Origin of the sequence: Pseudomonas sp. TKO26 (genome assembly GCF_003225665.1) — a bacterium.
Lineage (GTDB): Bacteria > Pseudomonadota > Gammaproteobacteria > Pseudomonadales > Pseudomonadaceae > Aquipseudomonas > Aquipseudomonas saponiphila.
The window spans coordinates 104,035-120,922 of record NZ_QKLN01000001.1 but is presented as its reverse complement, the minus strand read 5'-3'; the positions used below and the strand labels follow the sequence as shown (position 1 = coordinate 120,922).

General features: G+C 62.8%; 17 protein-coding genes, 1 pseudogene and 1 riboswitch. Of the genes and pseudogenes, 8 read left to right on the top strand and 10 right to left on the bottom strand.

The window, feature by feature from the left end:
• Positions 1–9 precede the first annotated feature (9 nt).
• From DNK59_RS00615 to DNK59_RS00605, 3 genes are all read right to left on the bottom strand, one after another.
• A complete protein-coding gene (locus tag DNK59_RS00615; RefSeq protein WP_110721963.1) occupies positions 10–1,872 on the bottom strand; it encodes a DUF1302 domain-containing protein in 1,863 nt (620 codons plus the stop codon).
• A 337-nt stretch (positions 1,873–2,209) separates the two neighbouring features.
• Complete coding sequence (locus tag DNK59_RS00610; protein ID WP_110721962.1) at positions 2,210–3,892, bottom strand: fatty acid--CoA ligase; 1,683 nt, start codon at positions 3,890–3,892, stop codon at positions 2,210–2,212.
• 146 nt (positions 3,893–4,038) lie between these two features.
• A complete protein-coding gene (locus DNK59_RS00605; protein WP_092310438.1) occupies positions 4,039–5,223 on the bottom strand; it encodes an MFS transporter in 1,185 nt (394 codons plus the stop codon).
• A gap of 85 nt (positions 5,224–5,308) precedes the next feature.
• On the opposite strand from DNK59_RS00605, the gene DNK59_RS00600 reads away from it, so the two are divergent.
• Positions 5,309–6,082 carry a helix-turn-helix domain-containing protein gene (locus DNK59_RS00600; RefSeq protein ID WP_092310436.1) on the top strand — a complete coding sequence of 258 codons (774 nt, stop codon included), beginning with the start codon at positions 5,309–5,311 and terminating at the stop codon, positions 6,080–6,082.
• Here the strand turns inward: DNK59_RS00600 and DNK59_RS00595 are convergent.
• Positions 6,066–6,695 carry a LysE family translocator gene (locus DNK59_RS00595; protein ID WP_092310433.1) on the bottom strand — a complete coding sequence of 210 codons (630 nt, stop codon included), beginning with the start codon at positions 6,693–6,695 and terminating at the stop codon, positions 6,066–6,068. The genes DNK59_RS00600 and DNK59_RS00595 overlap by 17 nt on opposite strands.
• Positions 6,696–6,779: 84 nt before the next feature.
• Here DNK59_RS00595 and DNK59_RS00590 point away from each other — a divergent pair, with 84 nt between their 5' ends.
• From DNK59_RS00590 to DNK59_RS00580, 3 genes are all read left to right on the top strand, one after another.
• Positions 6,780–7,745: a 2-hydroxyacid dehydrogenase gene (locus DNK59_RS00590; RefSeq protein ID WP_110721961.1), complete on the top strand. Its 966-nt coding sequence runs from the start codon at positions 6,780–6,782 to the stop codon at positions 7,743–7,745.
• A 30-nt stretch (positions 7,746–7,775) separates the two neighbouring features.
• On the top strand, positions 7,776–8,774 hold the full coding sequence (locus DNK59_RS00585; RefSeq protein WP_110721960.1) for a class I SAM-dependent methyltransferase: 999 nt from the start codon (positions 7,776–7,778) through the stop codon (positions 8,772–8,774).
• 52 nt (positions 8,775–8,826) lie between these two features.
• A riboswitch (yybP-ykoY riboswitch) is annotated at positions 8,827–8,948 on the top strand.
• Between the two features lie 92 nt (positions 8,949–9,040).
• Positions 9,041–9,625, top strand: a complete 585-nt coding sequence (locus tag DNK59_RS00580; RefSeq protein ID WP_047285503.1) for a TMEM165/GDT1 family protein — start codon at positions 9,041–9,043, stop codon at positions 9,623–9,625.
• Between the two features lie 84 nt (positions 9,626–9,709).
• On the opposite strand, the gene DNK59_RS00575 is transcribed toward DNK59_RS00580, so the two are convergent.
• Positions 9,710–10,528 (bottom strand): M48 family metallopeptidase, encoded by an 819-nt coding sequence (locus DNK59_RS00575; RefSeq protein ID WP_110722237.1) that lies wholly within the window; start codon positions 10,526–10,528, stop codon positions 9,710–9,712.
• A 211-nt stretch (positions 10,529–10,739) separates the two neighbouring features.
• Here DNK59_RS00575 and DNK59_RS32320 point away from each other — a divergent pair.
• Together DNK59_RS32320 and DNK59_RS32315 are read left to right on the top strand one after the other, a co-directional pair.
• Positions 10,740–12,089 (top strand): annotated as a pseudogene (locus DNK59_RS32320) (HAMP domain-containing protein); the annotation flags it as partial.
• Positions 12,090–12,101: 12 nt separating this feature from the next.
• Positions 12,102–12,944: a methyl-accepting chemotaxis protein gene (locus DNK59_RS32315; RefSeq protein WP_371261320.1), complete on the top strand. Its 843-nt coding sequence runs from the start codon at positions 12,102–12,104 to the stop codon at positions 12,942–12,944.
• A gap of 88 nt (positions 12,945–13,032) precedes the next feature.
• On the opposite strand, the gene DNK59_RS00565 is transcribed toward DNK59_RS32315, so the two are convergent.
• From DNK59_RS00565 to DNK59_RS00555, 3 genes are read right to left on the bottom strand one after another with little or no spacing between them, the layout of a single operon-like run.
• On the bottom strand, positions 13,033–13,653 hold the full coding sequence (locus DNK59_RS00565) for an SOS response-associated peptidase (RefSeq protein WP_092310421.1): 621 nt from the start codon (positions 13,651–13,653) through the stop codon (positions 13,033–13,035).
• Positions 13,654–13,688: 35 nt separating this feature from the next.
• Positions 13,689–13,949 carry a putative signal transducing protein gene (locus DNK59_RS00560; protein ID WP_092310418.1) on the bottom strand — a complete coding sequence of 87 codons (261 nt, stop codon included), beginning with the start codon at positions 13,947–13,949 and terminating at the stop codon, positions 13,689–13,691.
• A gap of 15 nt (positions 13,950–13,964) precedes the next feature.
• Positions 13,965–14,147 carry a CPXCG motif-containing cysteine-rich protein gene (locus DNK59_RS00555; protein WP_016967048.1) on the bottom strand — a complete coding sequence of 61 codons (183 nt, stop codon included), beginning with the start codon at positions 14,145–14,147 and terminating at the stop codon, positions 13,965–13,967.
• A gap of 139 nt (positions 14,148–14,286) precedes the next feature.
• Here DNK59_RS00555 and DNK59_RS00550 point away from each other — a divergent pair, with 139 nt between their 5' ends.
• The gene (locus DNK59_RS00550; protein WP_092310415.1) at positions 14,287–15,453 is read left to right on the top strand and encodes a 1-acyl-sn-glycerol-3-phosphate acyltransferase; all 1,167 of its coding nucleotides are present in this window, start codon (positions 14,287–14,289) and stop codon (positions 15,451–15,453) included.
• A 65-nt stretch (positions 15,454–15,518) separates the two neighbouring features.
• Here DNK59_RS00550 and DNK59_RS00545 read toward each other — a convergent pair whose 3' ends face one another.
• Positions 15,519–15,806: a hypothetical protein gene (locus DNK59_RS00545; RefSeq protein ID WP_177431187.1), complete on the bottom strand. Its 288-nt coding sequence runs from the start codon at positions 15,804–15,806 to the stop codon at positions 15,519–15,521.
• Positions 15,807–15,994: 188 nt separating this feature from the next.
• Between DNK59_RS00545 and DNK59_RS00540 the strand changes: the two genes are divergently transcribed.
• Positions 15,995–16,201 carry a hypothetical protein gene (locus DNK59_RS00540; RefSeq protein WP_016964398.1) on the top strand — a complete coding sequence of 69 codons (207 nt, stop codon included), beginning with the start codon at positions 15,995–15,997 and terminating at the stop codon, positions 16,199–16,201.
• A gap of 89 nt (positions 16,202–16,290) precedes the next feature.
• Here DNK59_RS00540 and DNK59_RS00535 read toward each other — a convergent pair whose 3' ends face one another.
• Positions 16,291–16,875 (bottom strand): YajG family lipoprotein, encoded by a 585-nt coding sequence (locus tag DNK59_RS00535; protein ID WP_060841003.1) that lies wholly within the window; start codon positions 16,873–16,875, stop codon positions 16,291–16,293.
• Between the last annotated feature and the right edge of the window lie 13 nt (positions 16,876–16,888).

Here is a 16,888-nt window from a genome sequence, read left to right as displayed (position 1 = left end):
GCAGTGTGCTTAGAAGTTCACGCCAACGCTCAAGGCGAGGAAGTCCCGGTCATCCACGGTACTGAAGTCGCCACCAAAGAAGTTGGTGTAGGCCAGGCTCGCGGTGTAGGTGTTCTGGTACTCGGCATCCAGCCCCAGGCTGATGGCCTTGCGGCCTTCCTCGAAGTTGCCGCCAGGACCTGGCGAGTAACCCTTGACGTCATGGGACCAGGCCACGTTGGGCTTGAGGTTCACACCGGCGAACACATCCGGGTATTCCCAGATGGCACGACCGCGGTAGCCCCAGGAAGTGGCGGTGGTGAAGCCGTCGTTGTTGCAGTTGGTGGTGCGGTTGCTGGCATCAGTGCCCGCCCCGGCTCCGGCGATGGTGCTGCTGTTGAGGGTGGCGCAGAAACCGTTCGGCAAGGTGCCAGGCCCGAAGACCGGATCGCGGCCATAACGCGCTTTAGTCTTGCTTTCCAGGCCTCCGACATAAGTCATGCCGACTTCACCCACCAGTGTGAGCCGGCTGGCGCCCATGACCTGATCGAAGAAGTGCGTGAAGGTGGTCTGCAGCTGGGTAATTTCCTTGCGGTTATAGCCGTGCAGGTCCTGCCCGGGAGTGCCTTTCAAGACGGATGCGTTGCCAAAGCCGGCAATGGGTGTCACGCCGGCAAACAGGATGTCGGTGGAGTTCAACTGTACCGGTGCATTGGGGCGATAGCTCAATTCGCCGCTCCAGGCCGTGCCGGTAGGCAAGGTGGTGGAGAAACTCAGACCGTATAGACGGATATCTTCCGGATACTCGACGAAGTAGTTGGAGTTGCCTGCCACGATCAGCGGCCTGGCGCTAGCCAACGGCCCCAACGGCATCGTGTAGTAGCGCGACGCAGCGCCCTGGGCACTGAAGATCGGCGCGCGACTGTGGTAATTCATGAAGTAGGCGCCGAACTCGGTATCCAGCGGCTCGTAGTTGTAGCGAAAGGCCACGCCGAACTGGCCACTGTCGCGGGCATCACGGTCTGCGCCACGACGCACCAGAACACCTTCGTTGTTAACGTCCACCCCTAGGGCGTTCAGGGTCGGGAACGCTGCCGGGTTGATGGTCGAGCGCTTGTTCAGCACCCGCAGATTGTTGTCGCAACCATCGGAAATGATGTCCGGCTGCGAAAAGAAGGTGCCGCAGTTATCGGTAACGGTCTGGTCCCACTCCAGCTGGTAGAAGGCTTCGGCCGAGAGGTTCTCGGTAAGGGCCTGGGAGATGTAGAACATGTTGACCGGAATCAGGCCTTCCTTGATCTCGGCACCTGGGCGACGGAACGCCGATACGTCGATGGGGTTGATCGAGTTGATACCGCCACCGATGAAGGTACTTTCACCCCAGCTCACCACTTGCTTGCCGAAACGCACGGAGCCCGGCTCATCGGCGATGGAATAGTTGTGGTAGATGAAGGCATCGAGAATCTGCCCGCCGGAGGACTTGGCGCCTTCCTTGCGGTTGTTGTCGCTGATGTTCTTGAAGTCCAGGTCTTCGTCCTTGAGCTTGAAGTCATACCAGTACTTGCCACGGACAAACACACCGGTATCGCCGTACTTCAATTCCAGGTCATGGATGCCCTTGAAGATCTTCGAGAAGGTCTGGCCCTTGTTGAAGTTCAAGTGGCCGTCATCGGAGGTCTGGGACAGGCCCTTGCCACCATTGTTGACCCCGATCAGGTTCTTGTTGCGCTCGGCGGTGGACCAACTGGCTCCCAGGGAAAGGGACGAATCGAAGCTGCCTTCGATTTCACCGATGTTGAAACTGACGCCGAATGCCGGCCCGGCGAGCGTGGAGGCGAGACCGACGGCCAGGGGCAGTTTTGCCCGGCGCCAGAACTGGTTTGCTGATGTCATCGACGCTACTCCATGTGCATTATTGTTATGGCAGTACGCTCTTCTGAAGACGCTGCGGATACCGGGTCGACCAACACTGCCCCAGGCCCGAAGTTGCGTGGCGCGAGCACCCCACAATGCTCCGTCCTTCAGAAAAATCCGTGAACGGACTATATCCAGCGGGGATTACTGCTTGATCCCTCTAAAGTGTGATTTGCAGCCACCCACCGCGCTGGAACAACCCTTTGCCACAGCCGTTGAATGACGGCGCGGTAAGGATGGCTGAAAATCTCGCGAGCACAAGACAAAGGCTTGCCGGATGGGCATGCCGTGCCCCGGCGGGCACGGCAGAGGACGCTCAAAGCGTGGAGAGGAAGGTGCTGTTACTGGCTTGCCATTCGCTGATGTCGACGCGGATGCGCTTCTTGTCGAGCTTGCCAACGCTGGTCTTGGGAATTTCAGTAACAAGGGCGATCTGACTGGGAATCGCCCACTTGCTCAAGTGACCCAACTCCACGAATGGCTTGAGATGCTCCTTGAGCTCGCGGGCACCAATGGCATGACCCTCGCGGATCACCAGCAGGGCGAACGGGCGCTCGCCCCACTGCGGATCGGCAATGCCCACCACAGCTACTTCGCGTACCGCCGCGTGGCGACTGATGAGGTCTTCCAGGTCCAGGGACGAGATCCACTCGCCGCCAGTCTTGATCACGTCCTTGATCCGGTCACGGATGTCGATCACCCCCATGCTGTCCAGGGTCGCCACATCGCCGGTGTGCAACCAGCCGCCTTCCCACAGCTCGGCGCCCTTCTGCGGCTCGTTGAAATAGCCTTCGGTCAGCCAGGGCGACCGCAGCACCAGTTCACCCTGAGCATCACCGTCCGCCGGCAGGAAGTTGCCTTCGGCATCGATGATCGCCGCTTCCACCAGTGGCACCGGCACCCCGGCCTTGATCCGGTAGGTGGTGCGTTCTTCTTCACTGCCGGCCATCAACTCATCATTGAGGTGGGCGCAGGACACCAGCGGACCGGTTTCCGACATGCCGTAGGCAGCAGTCAGTTGAATGCCCCGGGCCTTGGCCGCCTCATACAGGGCACGGTTCAGCGAGCTGCCGCCGATGACGATCTTCCAACCGCCGAAATCAGTACCTTGGGCCGCCTTGGCATTGAGCACCATCTGCAGGATGGTCGGCACGCAGTGGGAGAAGGTGACCTTTTCCCGACGCCACAGCTCCACCAGGTACTCCGGATCGTAGCGCCCCGGGTAGACCTGCTTGAGCCCGAGCATGGTGGCCACATAGGGCAGGCCCCAGGCATGCACGTGGAACATCGGGGTGATGGGCATGTACACATCGTTGGTGCCCAGCAGCCGCACGCTGTCGATGGCGCCCATGACAGTGGACACGCCCAGGGTGTGCAGCACCAGTTGCCGATGGGTGAAATACACCCCCTTGGGATTGCCGGTGGTGCCGGTGGTGTAGAAGGTGGTGGCCACCGAATTCTCGTCGAAATCCTCGAACTGATAGTGCGGGCTGGCAGCAGCCAGCAATGTCTCGTATTCCCCTACCAGGTTCGGCAGCTCGGCGGTTTTCTCCGGCGCATCGGTGAGCAGCAGGGTTTTCTCCACCGTGGTCAGATGCCCGGCGATAGCCTGGTACAGACCGACGAATTCACTGTTGACCAGCACGAAACGGTCTTCGGCGTGGTTCATGGTGTAGAGGATCTGCTCCGGCGACAGACGCACGTTGATGGTGTGGATCACCGCGCCAATCATCGGGATGGCGAACATGCACTCCAGGTAGCGATGGCTGTCCCAGTCCATGACGGCCACGGTGTCGCCGGCCTTGACCCCGGCGGCGGTGAATACGTTGGCCAGGCGCGCCACACGTTCGATCAGGGTCGGATAGGTGTAGCGCAACTGATCGCGGTAGATGATCTCGCGGGTTTTCTCGTAACGACTGCCGGACATCAGCAGCCGCTTGATCAGGAGCGGGTATTGATAGGCGCCTTCGGCGGGGGGGATAACACGAGTCTGCAACATAAGAATCCCTTTTCTGACGGCTCGGTCGTAGCTGGAGAATACTCACTCTAGAGTGCCTGTGCGCCTGCTAAATCAGCCAAAGGGATGATTTGCAGAGCCGTACAAATACTAGCTCCAAGCCAGCATTGGTGCGGCTCTGCCTCAGATCAAGCGCTCTGTCCCACCGCCGCTTCGGCCGGAGTCCGGGGAAACGCCAGCGCAGCGGCAAAGGTCAGCGCGGCAAACCCGGCGAGGATCAGATACAGGCCGCTCAAACCCTGGCGCGGCTCCACCAGGGCAATCAACGGAATGGCCGTGGCGCTGGCCCCGAACGACAGGCAGTAACGCAGGGCGAAGACCCGCGACTGCCACTGCGGCGCGACGAAGTTGGCGACCATGGCGTCATTCACCGTGACCTGGCCAAACACCACGAACATGAAGGCCGCCCCCAGCAGGATCACGCTCCAGCCCTCGCTGTGGGCCATGGCCAGCAGCAGTGGCGCCTGAAACAGGGTCAAGACGATAAAAGGCCACTTCAGGCTGAAACGATGCAAGACCCGGCCAATGGTCAACTGCGCCACCGCACCGAAGGCATAGGCCAGGCTGACCACCAGGCCCAGGGTCTGCGGCGAGGTGAACAGCTCGTGCAGGCGTTCCTGAAACAGCTTGGGGTAGGTCATGGTAGTGGCGTTGAACACCACCCCGCCGGTGGCCGTGGCCAGGGCCAAGACACCGAACACCAGGAACATGGAGATCTGCTGCCCGCCCTTGCCCTTCAAGCCGACGTGGGGCCGTACCGGCACCGGTTCGTCACGCACCTGCCAGGCAAAGCCGATTCCCAGCAGGATCGCCACCGCTCCCGGCAGGATAAAAGCCGAACGCCAGCCGAACCGGGCCACCAGAAAACCGCTGATCAGCGCCGAAAAAGCCACGCCGAGATTGCCCCACATGCCGTTGATGCCGATCTCCCGCCCACGATTCTGTGCATAGGCCACCAGCATGGCCGTGCCCACCGGGTGGTAGATCGCAGCGAACACACCCATCAGGGTCAGGCCGATCACCAACAGGGTCGGGCTGTTGCTCAGGCCGGTAAGGATCGACGCCGCGCCGATGCCGAAGAAGAACAGCAGCATCATCTGTCGTCGGCTCCAGTGATCCCCCAGCCAGCCAGCGGGTAGCGAACAGGCGCCAAAAGCGATGAAACCGCCCAGGGACAGACCGATCAGCGCGGCATAGTCCAGGGCAAAGGCCTGGGTCATGCCCAGCACCGCGGCGGGAAAGATCAGCATGAACATGTGATCGATGACATGGGCGGCGTTGACGTAGCGGATAACGTTTCGAGCTTGATTCATGGCGGCACACAAGGTTGGTGGTTGTGTCGCCTATGCTAAGTTGGCTGTTTACAGCATTCCTGACAACAAAGTCATTGGATCGGACATGTTAATCAGCCACTTCCACCACGGCCCGGTGAGCGCCTATCCCCGCGACTATCCCGATGCCGCCCACCAACCCTCCCATCGCCATCGCGAAGCGCAGTTTCTCTACGCCGCCTGCGGCACCATGCGCGTGGTCACCGCCCAAGGCGCCTGGGTGATTCCGCCAACCCGCGCGGTGTGGATCCCCCCTCTAGTGGAACATGAAATCTTCATGGTCGGCGAGGTCCGCATGCGCTCCTTGTTCATTGCCGCGCATCTGTCTCCGCCGTCCTTGCAACAGTGCTGTGTGCTGGCGGTGACACCCCTGCTGCGGGAGCTGATCCTGCGGGCGGTGCAAGGGCCGGAGCAGGCGGAAAACCCGCTGATCCAACAATTGATGCTGGAAGAGATCGCTGGCTTGGAGAACCTGCCCCTGCACATTCCCATGCCCCAGGACCGGCGCCTGCAGAGCATCTGCCGAACCCTGCTGCAGACCCCGGACCATCCCCACACCCTGGAAGACTGGGCACAGCAGGTCGGTGCCAGTTCGCGCACCCTGGCGCGGCTGTTTCAACAGCAGGTGCAGATGAATTTCAATGCCTGGCGCCAGCAACTGCGCCTGATGGAAGCCCTGCCCCGCCTGCTCGCCGGGGAAAGCGTGCACAGCGTGGCGGACTCATTGGGATATGGCAGCGCCCGGGCCTTCAGCGCGATGTTCTGCCGCCTGCTGGGGGACACGCCACGGCATTACGTGGCGACCCTGAACCAGCTCAGCGCACTCAATGCATCTCGGTGAAGGCCAGTTTCACACCGATGGCGATCAGCACCGCGCCCATGGTGCGGTCGAACCAATGGCCCATGCGGGCGAAGCCGGCACGAACCCGCTGCTGGCTGAACAGCATCGCCACCAGGCAGAACCAGAGCGCGGTCGCCGCCGCCAGGTAGACCCCGTAACCGGCCTGGATCGCCAGGGGCGTGTGCGGGTTGATCACCACGGTGAACAGCGAGAGGAAGAACAGGGTCGCCTTGGGGTTCAGGCCATTGGTGACAAAACCCGAGGTGAAGGCTCCGCGGGCGGTCCGCGCCCCGGCTTCCTTATGCAGATCGTCCACCGCCGGCTTGGCCGGCTGGGCGCGCAAGGCCTTGAAGCCGATGTACAGCAAGTAGGCGGCTGCCAGCCACTTCAGGGCGTTGAACAGCACGATGGATTGGGAAACGATCAGGCCGATCCCCAGCAGTGAATAACCCACGTGCAGGAAGATTGCGCAGCCCACGCCCAGGGCGGTCCAGGTGCCGGCGCGACGGCCGTGGGTCACGCTTTCGCGCACCACCACGGCGAAATCCGGGCCGGGGCTGGCCACCGCCAGCAAGTGGATCAGGGCAACGGTCAAGAACTCGGTGAGGTACATGCAGGCTCCTGTGTATGTCTAATTATTTCATCTGTTAGGCTCGGCAGATTACGCCTTAGATCCCCCGTGCAAAAGGTACAGTTCATGACCAACAATCGCCGCGCCGTCTTCCTCGATCACAGCTCGCTGGACCTGGGCGACCTGGACCTGAGTGCGCTGCACGACTGCTTCAGCCCCCTGCAAGTGCATGCACACACCCCTGCGGAGCAGGTGATCGAGCGCCTGCAAGGCGCTCAGGTGGTCATCAGCAACAAGGTCGTCCTGAGCGCCGAAACCCTGGCGGCCTGCCCCGATCTGCAACTGATCCTGGTGGCCGCCACCGGCACCAACAATGTCGATCTGAACGCGGCCCGCCAGCAAGGCATCTGTGTCAGCAACTGCCAGGGCTACGGCACGCCATCGGTGGCCCAGCACACCCTGATGCTGCTGCTCAATCTCGCCACTCGGGTTGCCGACTACCAAGAGGCGGTGGCCGCCGGTCGCTGGCAGCAGGCCAAGCAGTTCTGCCTGCTGGACTTCCCCATCATCGAACTCGCGGGCAAGACCCTCGGCCTGCTGGGCAATGGCGAACTGGGCAGCGCCGTGGCGCGCCTGGCCGAAGCCTTTGGCATGCACGTGGTATTGGGTCAGATCCCCGGACGCCCGGCGCGAGCGGATCGCCTGCCGCTGGAGGAACTGCTGCCACAAGTGGATGCCCTGACCCTGCACTGCCCACTCAACGAACACACCCGGAACTTCATCGGTTCCCGGGAGCTGGCCCTGCTCAAGCCCGGCGCCCTGGTGATCAACACCGCCCGCGGCGGCCTGATCGACGAACAGGCCCTGGCCGATGCCCTGCGCAGCGGCCATCTGGGCGGCGCGGCCACCGACGTGCTGAGTGTCGAACCGCCGGTGGCCGGCAACCCCTTGCTGGCCGGTGATATCCCGCGTCTGATCGTTACCCCGCACAACGCCTGGGGCAGCCGCGAGGCCCGCCAGCGAATCGTCGGTCAGCTGACGGAAAATGCCCGGGCCTTCTTCAGTGGCGCCCCGCTGCGGGTCGTGAGTTGATAAACTTCGCCACTTTTTTGGGGGCGGATCATGGATACACGCAGCGAAGTACTGTTACGCCAGGCTGAGTTGTTTCAAGGCTCACTGCTGCTGGCCGGCCTGGCCGCAGACGATCTGCTGGGCCGCCTGCCCAACGCCCGGGGCTGGAGCTGGCACGCCGGTGACCACGCGGCCCTGGAGGCACGCTTTCCGGGGCGCTGCCACTTCGGCGTAGCCGCGCCGGCCGAGGCCTTCGACAGCGCCGTGCTGTTTCTGCCCAAATCCAAGGACCTGACCGACTACCTGCTCAATGCCCTGGCCTCGCGCCTGGCCGGGCGCGAGCTGTACCTGGTGGGCGAGAAGCGCAGCGGCGTGGAAAGCGCCGCCAGGCAACTCAACCCCTTCGGCAAACCGCGCAAGCTCGACAGCGCGCGCCACTGCCAACTGTGGCAGGTCACGGTTGCCAACGCTCCCGCAGCGCTGGCGCTGGAGAGCCTGGCCCAGGAATACCAACTGCCCCTGGCCGAAGGTCCGTTGACGGTGGTCAGCCTGCCGGGCGTGTTCAGCCATGGGCGCCTGGATCGCGGCACCGCGTTGCTGCTGGAGCACCTGGATCACCTGCCCGCCGGTCATCTGCTGGACTTCGGCTGCGGCGCCGGGGTCCTGGGCGCCACGGTGAAACGCCGTTACCCGGACAACCGCGTGACCCTGCTGGATGTGGACGCCTTTGCCGCCGCCAGCAGTCGCCTGACCCTGGCCGCCAACGGTCTGCAAGCCGAGGTGCTGACCGGTGATGGCATCGACGCCGCGCCCATGGAATTGAACGGCATCCTGACCAATCCACCCTTCCATACCGGGGTTCACACCGACTACCAGGCAACGGAAAACCTGCTGCGAAAAGCAAGCAAACATCTACAAAAAGGCGGCGAACTACGGGTAGTCGCCAACAGCTTCCTGCGCTACCAACCGTTGATCGAAGAGCACTTGGGGCCGTGCGCGATCAAAGCCGAAGGCCAGGGTTTCCGGATTTACCGGGCCAAGCGCGGCTGAGAAGGTTTTTCGCAGACAAGGCTTGCCGAATGGATTTTGCCTAGGCAGAATCCGCTCCGTCCTAGGGGAGTAGTCTCCCACGAGCGCCACGCTCGTCCGGCATGCGTCAACATACTTGGTCCTCAGACCATGGCGCATGCGACCCAAGAGTCCGCACAGACGGACCGCAGGGTTTGACAAGACCTATGACACGCACACCTTACCCGGGGCGGGAAGGCTGTACGTGTCATAGCCGTGTCGACCCGCCCCTTAGGAAAACCCTGATGATGCTGGATTCTCTCCTCGTTCCCACCGCAATCGTTGCCTTGGCCGAAATCGGCGACAAGACGCAACTGCTCGCCCTGATTCTCGCCGCGCGCTTTCGCAAACCCTGGCCGATCATTGCCGGTATCGTCGCCGCGACCCTGGCCAACCATGCGGCCGCCGGTGCGGTAGGCGCCTGGTTCGGCAGCTTCTTCTCGGATTCGACCCTGCACTGGATCCTTGCCGCCAGCTTCACCGCCACCGCGCTGTGGACCCTGGTACCGGACAAGATGGATGACGATGAAGCCACGACCGCCCGCAAGTTCGGACCGTTCCTGACCACCCTGATCGCCTTCTTCCTGGCGGAAATCGGTGACAAGACCCAGGTCGCCACCGTCATGCTGGCGGCGCAATACCCGGACCTGTGGCTGGTGATCATCGGCACCACCCTGGGCATGCTGATTGCCAACGTACCGGTGGTACTGGCGGGCAACTTCGCCGCGGACAAACTGCCCCTGACCCTGATTCGTCGCCTGGCGGCGTCGGCCTTCTTCATCCTCGCCGTGGTGGCGGTGTACAAGGCCATGCAGATCAGCGGCTGGCTGTAAACGAAATCGCCGGCAAACCGACTCCCACACAACCTGTAGGAACCGGCTTGCCGGCGAAAGCGTCAGCGAAAATGCAGCGTTGGATCAGGACTTCTTGGCCTGCTGATACAACGGCATCACCTTGGGAATCGCCGCCTGCAAAGACGCGATACGGCTGGTGGAAGCCGGGTGAGTGCTCATGAACTCAGGCGGCGCCGAACCACCAGCCGCCTGGCCCATCTTGTTCCACAGGCTGATGGCGGCATTCGGGTTGTAGCCGGCACGCGCGGCCAGCTCCAGGCCGATCAGGTCAGCCTCGTTTTCGTTCTCGCGGCTGTTGGGCAGGGTCATCAGCAGGTTCACGCCGTTATCACCCAGGGCAACGGTTTCCTGCGACACACCGAACAGGGTAGCGATCTGCTTGCCGGCACCGACCGCGTACTGCTTGGACATCGCCTCGCGACCATGCTCGCGCAGGGCGTGGGCAATCTCGTGGCCCATGACCGCGGCGATTTCATCGTCGGTCAGGTTGAGTTTTTCGATCAGGCCGGAGTAGAAAATGATCTTGCCGCCAGGACCGCAGTTGGCGTTGAGCTCATCGCTCTTGATCAGATTGACTTCCCACTTCCACTGCGCGCAGTCGGGGCGAAAGGTTGGCGCCTGAGCGATCAGACGGTTGGCAATCACCTGCAGGCGCTTGGCGTTGGCACTGGTCTTGTCCAGCACGCCCTGGCTGCTGGCCTCACCCAGGGTCTCCTGGTAGGACTGGGCGTAGGACTGATTGACCTCGGCACTGGACACCATGCTGAACATGGACTGCTTGCGATCCACACCCACCACGCCACCGCTGGTGGTATTGACCGTTTCACAACCGGTCAGGAGAACAGCAGCACTCAGAGCGCACACCAGTAACGACTTCTTCATCATGAAACCTCCCTGAAAACGTGGCGCGTATCCTAAGGGCGGAACTGTATCCGCGCCAGATGTAAAACACCCATTGAGTCGCATTTCAGATACCGCTCGGTCGCTGAAGGAAAAAATTCACAGTTCGCTCCAGGTCGCCAGCGGCCCGCGCGCGCGCCCTCCAATAACGACATGCATCACTCTGAAACAGTCATTTGTGCACTCAAGGCTAATGACCCGCGAGGCTGCGGCCGATACAGCACAGCAGACCTCAATTCCTGCGCCCGGAGCCTCTATGAAGTTCAAGTCGATCCAGTTTTCCGTGGCCGCCCTGGCCGGCGCCATCGTTCTCAGCGTGGTCGCAGCCCTGGTGCTGTATGCCCTGTTCTCAGGAGCCAGGACCCAGCACATGGTGCAAGAACGCACCCAGGCCCAGTTCGAGCAAGTGATCGAGCAGCGCCTGAGCGGCCTGGCCCAGACCCAGGTCAGCCAGATCCAGCGCGAACTCGAAGCGCCGCTGCTGATTGCCGGCGGCCTGGTGCGGGTCAACGCCCTGCTCGGCACCGCGGATGCGCAAGGCCACGCCGGCCTCAGCCTGAGCCGGGAACAGCTGATCGCGTTGGTCAAGGAAAACGTCACCCAGAACCCGAAGATCCTCGGCGCCTACATCGCCTGGGAGCCCAATGCCATCGACCACAACGACGCGGCCTATGTCGGCACCTCGGTGGTGGGCATCGACACCACCAACGGGCGCTTCCTACCTTGGTGGTTCCGCAACGAAGACGGCAGCCTGGGCCTGGACAAACTGGCCGATGTCAACGACAGAACCCTGCTCTCCACCGGCGTGCGCACCAGCGAGTACTACCTGTGCTCACAGGACAGTCTCAAGTCCTGCGTCATCGACCCCGCCCCGTACAAGGTCGGCGACAAGGTGGTGATGCTCGCCTCCTTTATTCAACCCATTCTGCTCAACGGCAAGTTCCAGGGCATCGTCGGCGCCGACCTGTCGGTGAACTTCATCCAGGACATGCTGGTGGGCGCCAATCAGAAGCTCTACGGCGGAGCCGGTGAGATGGCGCTGATTGGCGGCAACGGTCGCCTGGTGGCCTACACCAAGGATTCGAGCAAGTTCGGCGAGAAAGTCAGCGATGTGCTGCCCCCGGACACGGTGACCAGGCTGTCCGGCCTCAAGCGCGGCGAAGTGACCTACAACGTCGACCAGGCCAACGGCAAGATTGCCCTGTACCTGCCGTTCGGCATCGGCCAGACCGACGCCAACTGGACCCTGATGCTGCAACTGCCCCTTGGGGCGGTGATGGCTGATCTGAACACCCTGCAGAATGATCTGGCCGAACAGCGCAAGGCCGACACGTTCGGCATGGCCATGGTCGGCCTGCTCATAGCCGGCCTCGGCCTGCTGGTGATCTGGCTGGTGGGCCATGGCATCGCCCGGCCACTGCGGCAGATGGTGGCCATGCTCGACGACATCGCCCAGGGCGAAGGCGACCTGACCCGGCGCCTGACCAGCGACCGCGCCGACGAGCTGGGCTCCATTGCCAAGGGTTTCAATACCTTCCTGGCCAAGCTGCAGGCGATGATCAGCCAGGTGGTGACCTCGGTGCAGAGCGTCAGCGACTCCTCGGAACACACCGCCGACATCGCCATTCGCACCAACCAGGGCGTGCATAAACAGATGGTGGAAATCGATCAGGTGGCCACCGCGGTGCACGAGATGACCGCCACCGCCCAGGATGTGGCGCGCAACGCGACCCAGGCCGCACAAGCCGCCAGCCATGCCGACCAGGCCGCCAGCCAGGGCATGCAGATCGTACGCGACACCTCCAGCGCAATTGGCGCCCTGGCCGAGGAAATCGGCCGCGCGGTAGGCGTGGTGCAAACCCTGGCCAAGGACAGCGAGAACATCAACGCCATCCTGATCGCCATTCGCGGCATCGCCGAACAGACCAACCTGCTGGCCCTCAACGCGGCGATCGAGGCCGCCCGGGCCGGCGAACAGGGTCGCGGCTTCGCCGTGGTCGCCGACGAAGTGCGCAACCTGGCGCAGAAGACCCAGCAGGCCACGGAAGAAATCCAGTCGATGATCCAGCAACTGCAGCAGGGCACCCGGGAAGTGGTAAGGGTCATGGAAGACAGCCAGCACAAGACCGACCAGAGCGTGGAGCATGCGGCCAAGGCCGCCCAGGCCCTGGAAACCATCACTCAGGCCGTGTCGGTGATCAACGACATGAACACCCAGATCGCCAGCGCCGCCGAGGAGCAGAGCGCCGTGGCCGAAGACATCAACCGCAACGTGATCAACATCGGCCAGGTGGCCAACGAAGTGGCCGGCGGCGCCGACGAGTCCAGCGCAGCCAGCGCCGGGCTGACCAAGCTGGCGGAGCAACAACGACGCCTGATCAATCAGTTCAAGGTGTAACCCACGAACCTGTAGGAGCCGGCTTGCCGGCGAAAGCGCTCTGGGTTTGGACAGGAACCAGGAGATCTCTTCGCGGGCAAGTCTGCTCCTACGCGGGGGTCAGGCACTCGGGGCCGTTGAGCTTGGGGTCGTTGACCAGATTGGCCAGCACCCGCTCGCGCAAGGCGGCGGGCGGGCTGGCAAGCAAGGCCTGCAGCACATGCAGAGGAGTCTGCGGATCGAGCCAGGCGTCCTGGCCGGCGGCGTCGAGGATCAGCGGGCGGCGCAGATTGGCTGCGGCCTGGGTCACCACCGCCGTACTCAACCAGACCTGCTCCTGCACCGGATAGGCCTCCCAGATCGCGGCAAAGAAGATCGACGAACCCTCCCCCGGCGTCAGCCAGTAAGGCCGCTTGCGACTGCCGCCACGCCACTCATAGAAACCGTTGGCCGGCAGCAGGCAACGCCGCTCGCGAAACGCCTGGCGAAACATCGGCTGCTCGGCCAGGGTTTCCGCCCGGGCATGGGCCGGGGTACGCGACAGATCGGTGAGCCACGCCGGCGTCAGCCCCCAACGGGCCCGGGCCAGGGTGCGCTGGCCGTTTTCAGCGCGCTGGATCAACACCGAATCATTGGGCGAGATATTCCACTGCGCGCGCTGATCCTCGGGAAATCCCGGCAAGGCGGCAAAGGCGGGGTTCCAGCGAAACAGGGCATAACGTCCACACATGGGGCAATACAACTCTCGGCAAATCGGCGCTCAGGCTAACAGACCAGCACCCCGGCGAAGCTGTCCGGTTCGTCAAAGGGCAATGGCAGGGCCGCATTGTACGCAGCGATCAGCGCGCGTGCCTGCTGCGCCTGATGGTCGTGCACCGACAGCCCCAGCAACCCGAACAACGGCAGTTCCCCGGCCCCGCCGAGCAGATCGCGCCCCTGGAGGTGGGACTCGATGCCCTCGCTGGCCAGCATGCCCTGGAGCAACTCGCCTTCCATCAGGTTTTCCGGCTCGTAGATGCGCTGCATGAGAGCCTCTCCCCGTCAGTCGTTTTCACTGTGGACGTCGAGCATCCATTCCCGGCCATCGGTCTGCAGCGTGAAGACTATCGGCCGGCAGCATACCGGGCAGTCTTCAATGTAGGTCTGGTCGCCAGCGGACAGGTCCAGGACCGCTTCCGCCTGTTCGCCACAGTAAGGGCACTGATAATGGTCGGTTTCCAGCATCGCCGTCTCCAGAGTGACTTATGCGTATAATCGCCGGTCTATTTGCAGGGCTTTTTTGTCTGATCCGCATTTTCAGACCGCGCCCGGCTTTTTTTCGATCCGAACCTTTACTTACCCTAGCCGTTTCTAACAAGAGAGCATGATGGGCGAATTCGATGCCATCCGACCTTACCACGACAGCGAAGTACCAGCGGTGCTGGCCCGGCTGCTCAGCGACAAGGCGTTTCTAGATATCCTCACCCACTTTCGCTTCCCGCGTTTTGCCAACACGTTCGGCTGGCTGCTAAAACCCCTGATCGCCCATCGCCTGCGCCGCGAGTTCGCCGGAGTCACTTCGGTGGCGACCTTGCAGGACAAGGTCGAGTTCTATGTCGACCACACCATCGAGCGCGCCACCGACGGCGTGACCTACACCGGCGTCGAGCAGCTCAAATCGGGCACCGCCTATGTGTTCCTGGCCAACCATCGCGACATCGTCATGGACCCGGCCTTCGTCAACTACGCGGTGTATCACGCCGGCCTGCCGACGCCACGCATCGCCATTGGCGACAACCTGCTGCAGAAGCCGTTTGTCAGCGACCTGATGCGCCTGAACAAGAGTTTCATCGTGCACCGCTCCATCAGCGGGCGCCGGGAAAAACTCGCGGCCTACCAGTTGCTTTCGGCCTATATCAACCACTCGATCCGCAACGACGGCCAGTCGATCTGGATCGCCCAGGCCGAAGGCCGGGCCAAGGATGGCGACGACCGCACCGAGTCGGCGATCCTCAAGATGTTCCACATGAGCCGCAAGGACGAGCCGTTTGGCGAGGTGATCCGCTCGCTGAACCTGACCCCGGTGTCCATCAGCTACGAATACGACCCTTGCGACCAGGCCAAGGCTCGCGAGCTGTTTATCCGCGCCACCACCGGCAGCTACACCAAGGCCCCGGGCGAGGACGACGTGAGCATTGCCAAGGGCATCACCGGCTACAAGGGCCGGGTCCACGTGAACTTCGCCGCTCCCGTCAGCGCCCTGTTCGAAGACACCAAGCAACTGGCGATGGAAATGGACCGGCAGATTCTCGGCGGCTACCGCCTGTTCCCGGTGCACTACCTGGCCTACGCCCAGTGGAGCGACGCCGACCCGCAACTGCAGGTTCCGGCCGCCGCCGAGGTGTTCCCGGCGCAGGAACTGGCCAAGGCCAAGGAAGAATGGCAGCGCCGACTGGATGCCTGTCCGCCGGAGCACCGCCCTTATCTGGTGCTGCAGTACGCCAACCCGGTACGCAACCAGTACCGGGTCAAGGCCGGCCTGCCGCTGTAGGCGCGGCCCCGCAACGCACAACGGCGCCCATGGGCGCCGTTGTCGTCTCTGCAGTGCAGGCTGGATCAGAAACGCGTACTGATCCAGGACACCAGCAGCGCCAGCCCCAGGCAGGCGAAACCGAAACGATAGAAGAAACGATTGATGCGCAAAGTGGCGGGATCCAGCATCAGCAGCGGCTGATCCACGGCCCGGTCTTCACTCTGGGTGGCGAGGTTGGCCAGGGCCCGCTGCTCGCGGCGGCGGGTGGCATGCAGCAACCAGCTCCCCGGGCAGGCGAATAACAGGGCCAGCAGGTTGATCAATTTGGCGGGGTGGGCGTTGAACATCGACCAGATCAGTTGCAGCGACATCATGAACCTCGAAAGAAAACCGCATTCGGGTCGTCGAGTGAACCCGCGCGCGGATTCTACTCAATCCCCGTCGAATCGCGGGGGCCTTTCCGACCAGTAACGAGGCACGGGGCAATTAATTTAAAGCGTCATCTTTTCGTCATCCAAACAAGCCAGTCTGGCGCCCCTCGAAACCCACGGAGCTTGTCATGCTGCACGCAGAAAACCAGGATCGCCTCTACCTGATCACCCCCAGCGAAGAGCAGCAGGCGCTGGTGGGCGCCCTGGCCTTCAATGTTCAGGACCGGCACTGGCTGGTGTATTGCGCACTGGGTGGGCATCAGCACGCGGATCTCCCGGAAACCGACCTGCTGACGGGCATCAGCATGCTGGACTTCTACGTCGAGGCAGCCTGAAACACGACCAGCAAAAAGCCCGGTTCCCTGAAGGGCAACCGGGCTTCTGTCGACTGGGTCGGCAACGGCCCCAGGTCCGTTGCAGCGCCTTATTCGCCGAGGATCTGACCGATGGTCGGGTCCTTGAACAGGCGAGTCAGCGCATCGCTCAACACATCCCCCACCAGCTTGGTGTTGGTGTCCTGGTTCGGCGCCATGCCGAAACGCTGGTCCAGGGACGCGCCATAGCGACCGCTGTAGCGGCGGTTGGCGTTTTGCACATCGGAACGGAAGGTCGCGCCGATGGTGGCCTCGGTCACGTACAGGCCTTCTTTAGGCGACTGGTACTTGAGCTCGGCCAGGGTCACGGTCAATTGCGGAGCGTTGCTGCCGCCAGCCGTCGGGGTGAAGCCCAGCAGGCGCACCGCCGCTTCGGCCTGGGCCTGCAGCTTCGGCAGGATCTGCGCGCTCTGCACGGTAATGGCGCTGGTTTCCGGATACAGGCCGCCACGGGTGCCCAGGGTCGGCGAAGGACGTCCATCAACCACCTTCACCACCACCGGCTGACCATGGCCGACGGGCGCCAGCTGAGTGGTGAGCTTCGGCTCCGGGCTCAGTTGTTGCGGGCTGTGGGCGCAACCCACCAGCGACAGGCTGGTCACAGTGATCAAACCGAACAACAGGCGTTGCAACATGCTCATCTCTCCA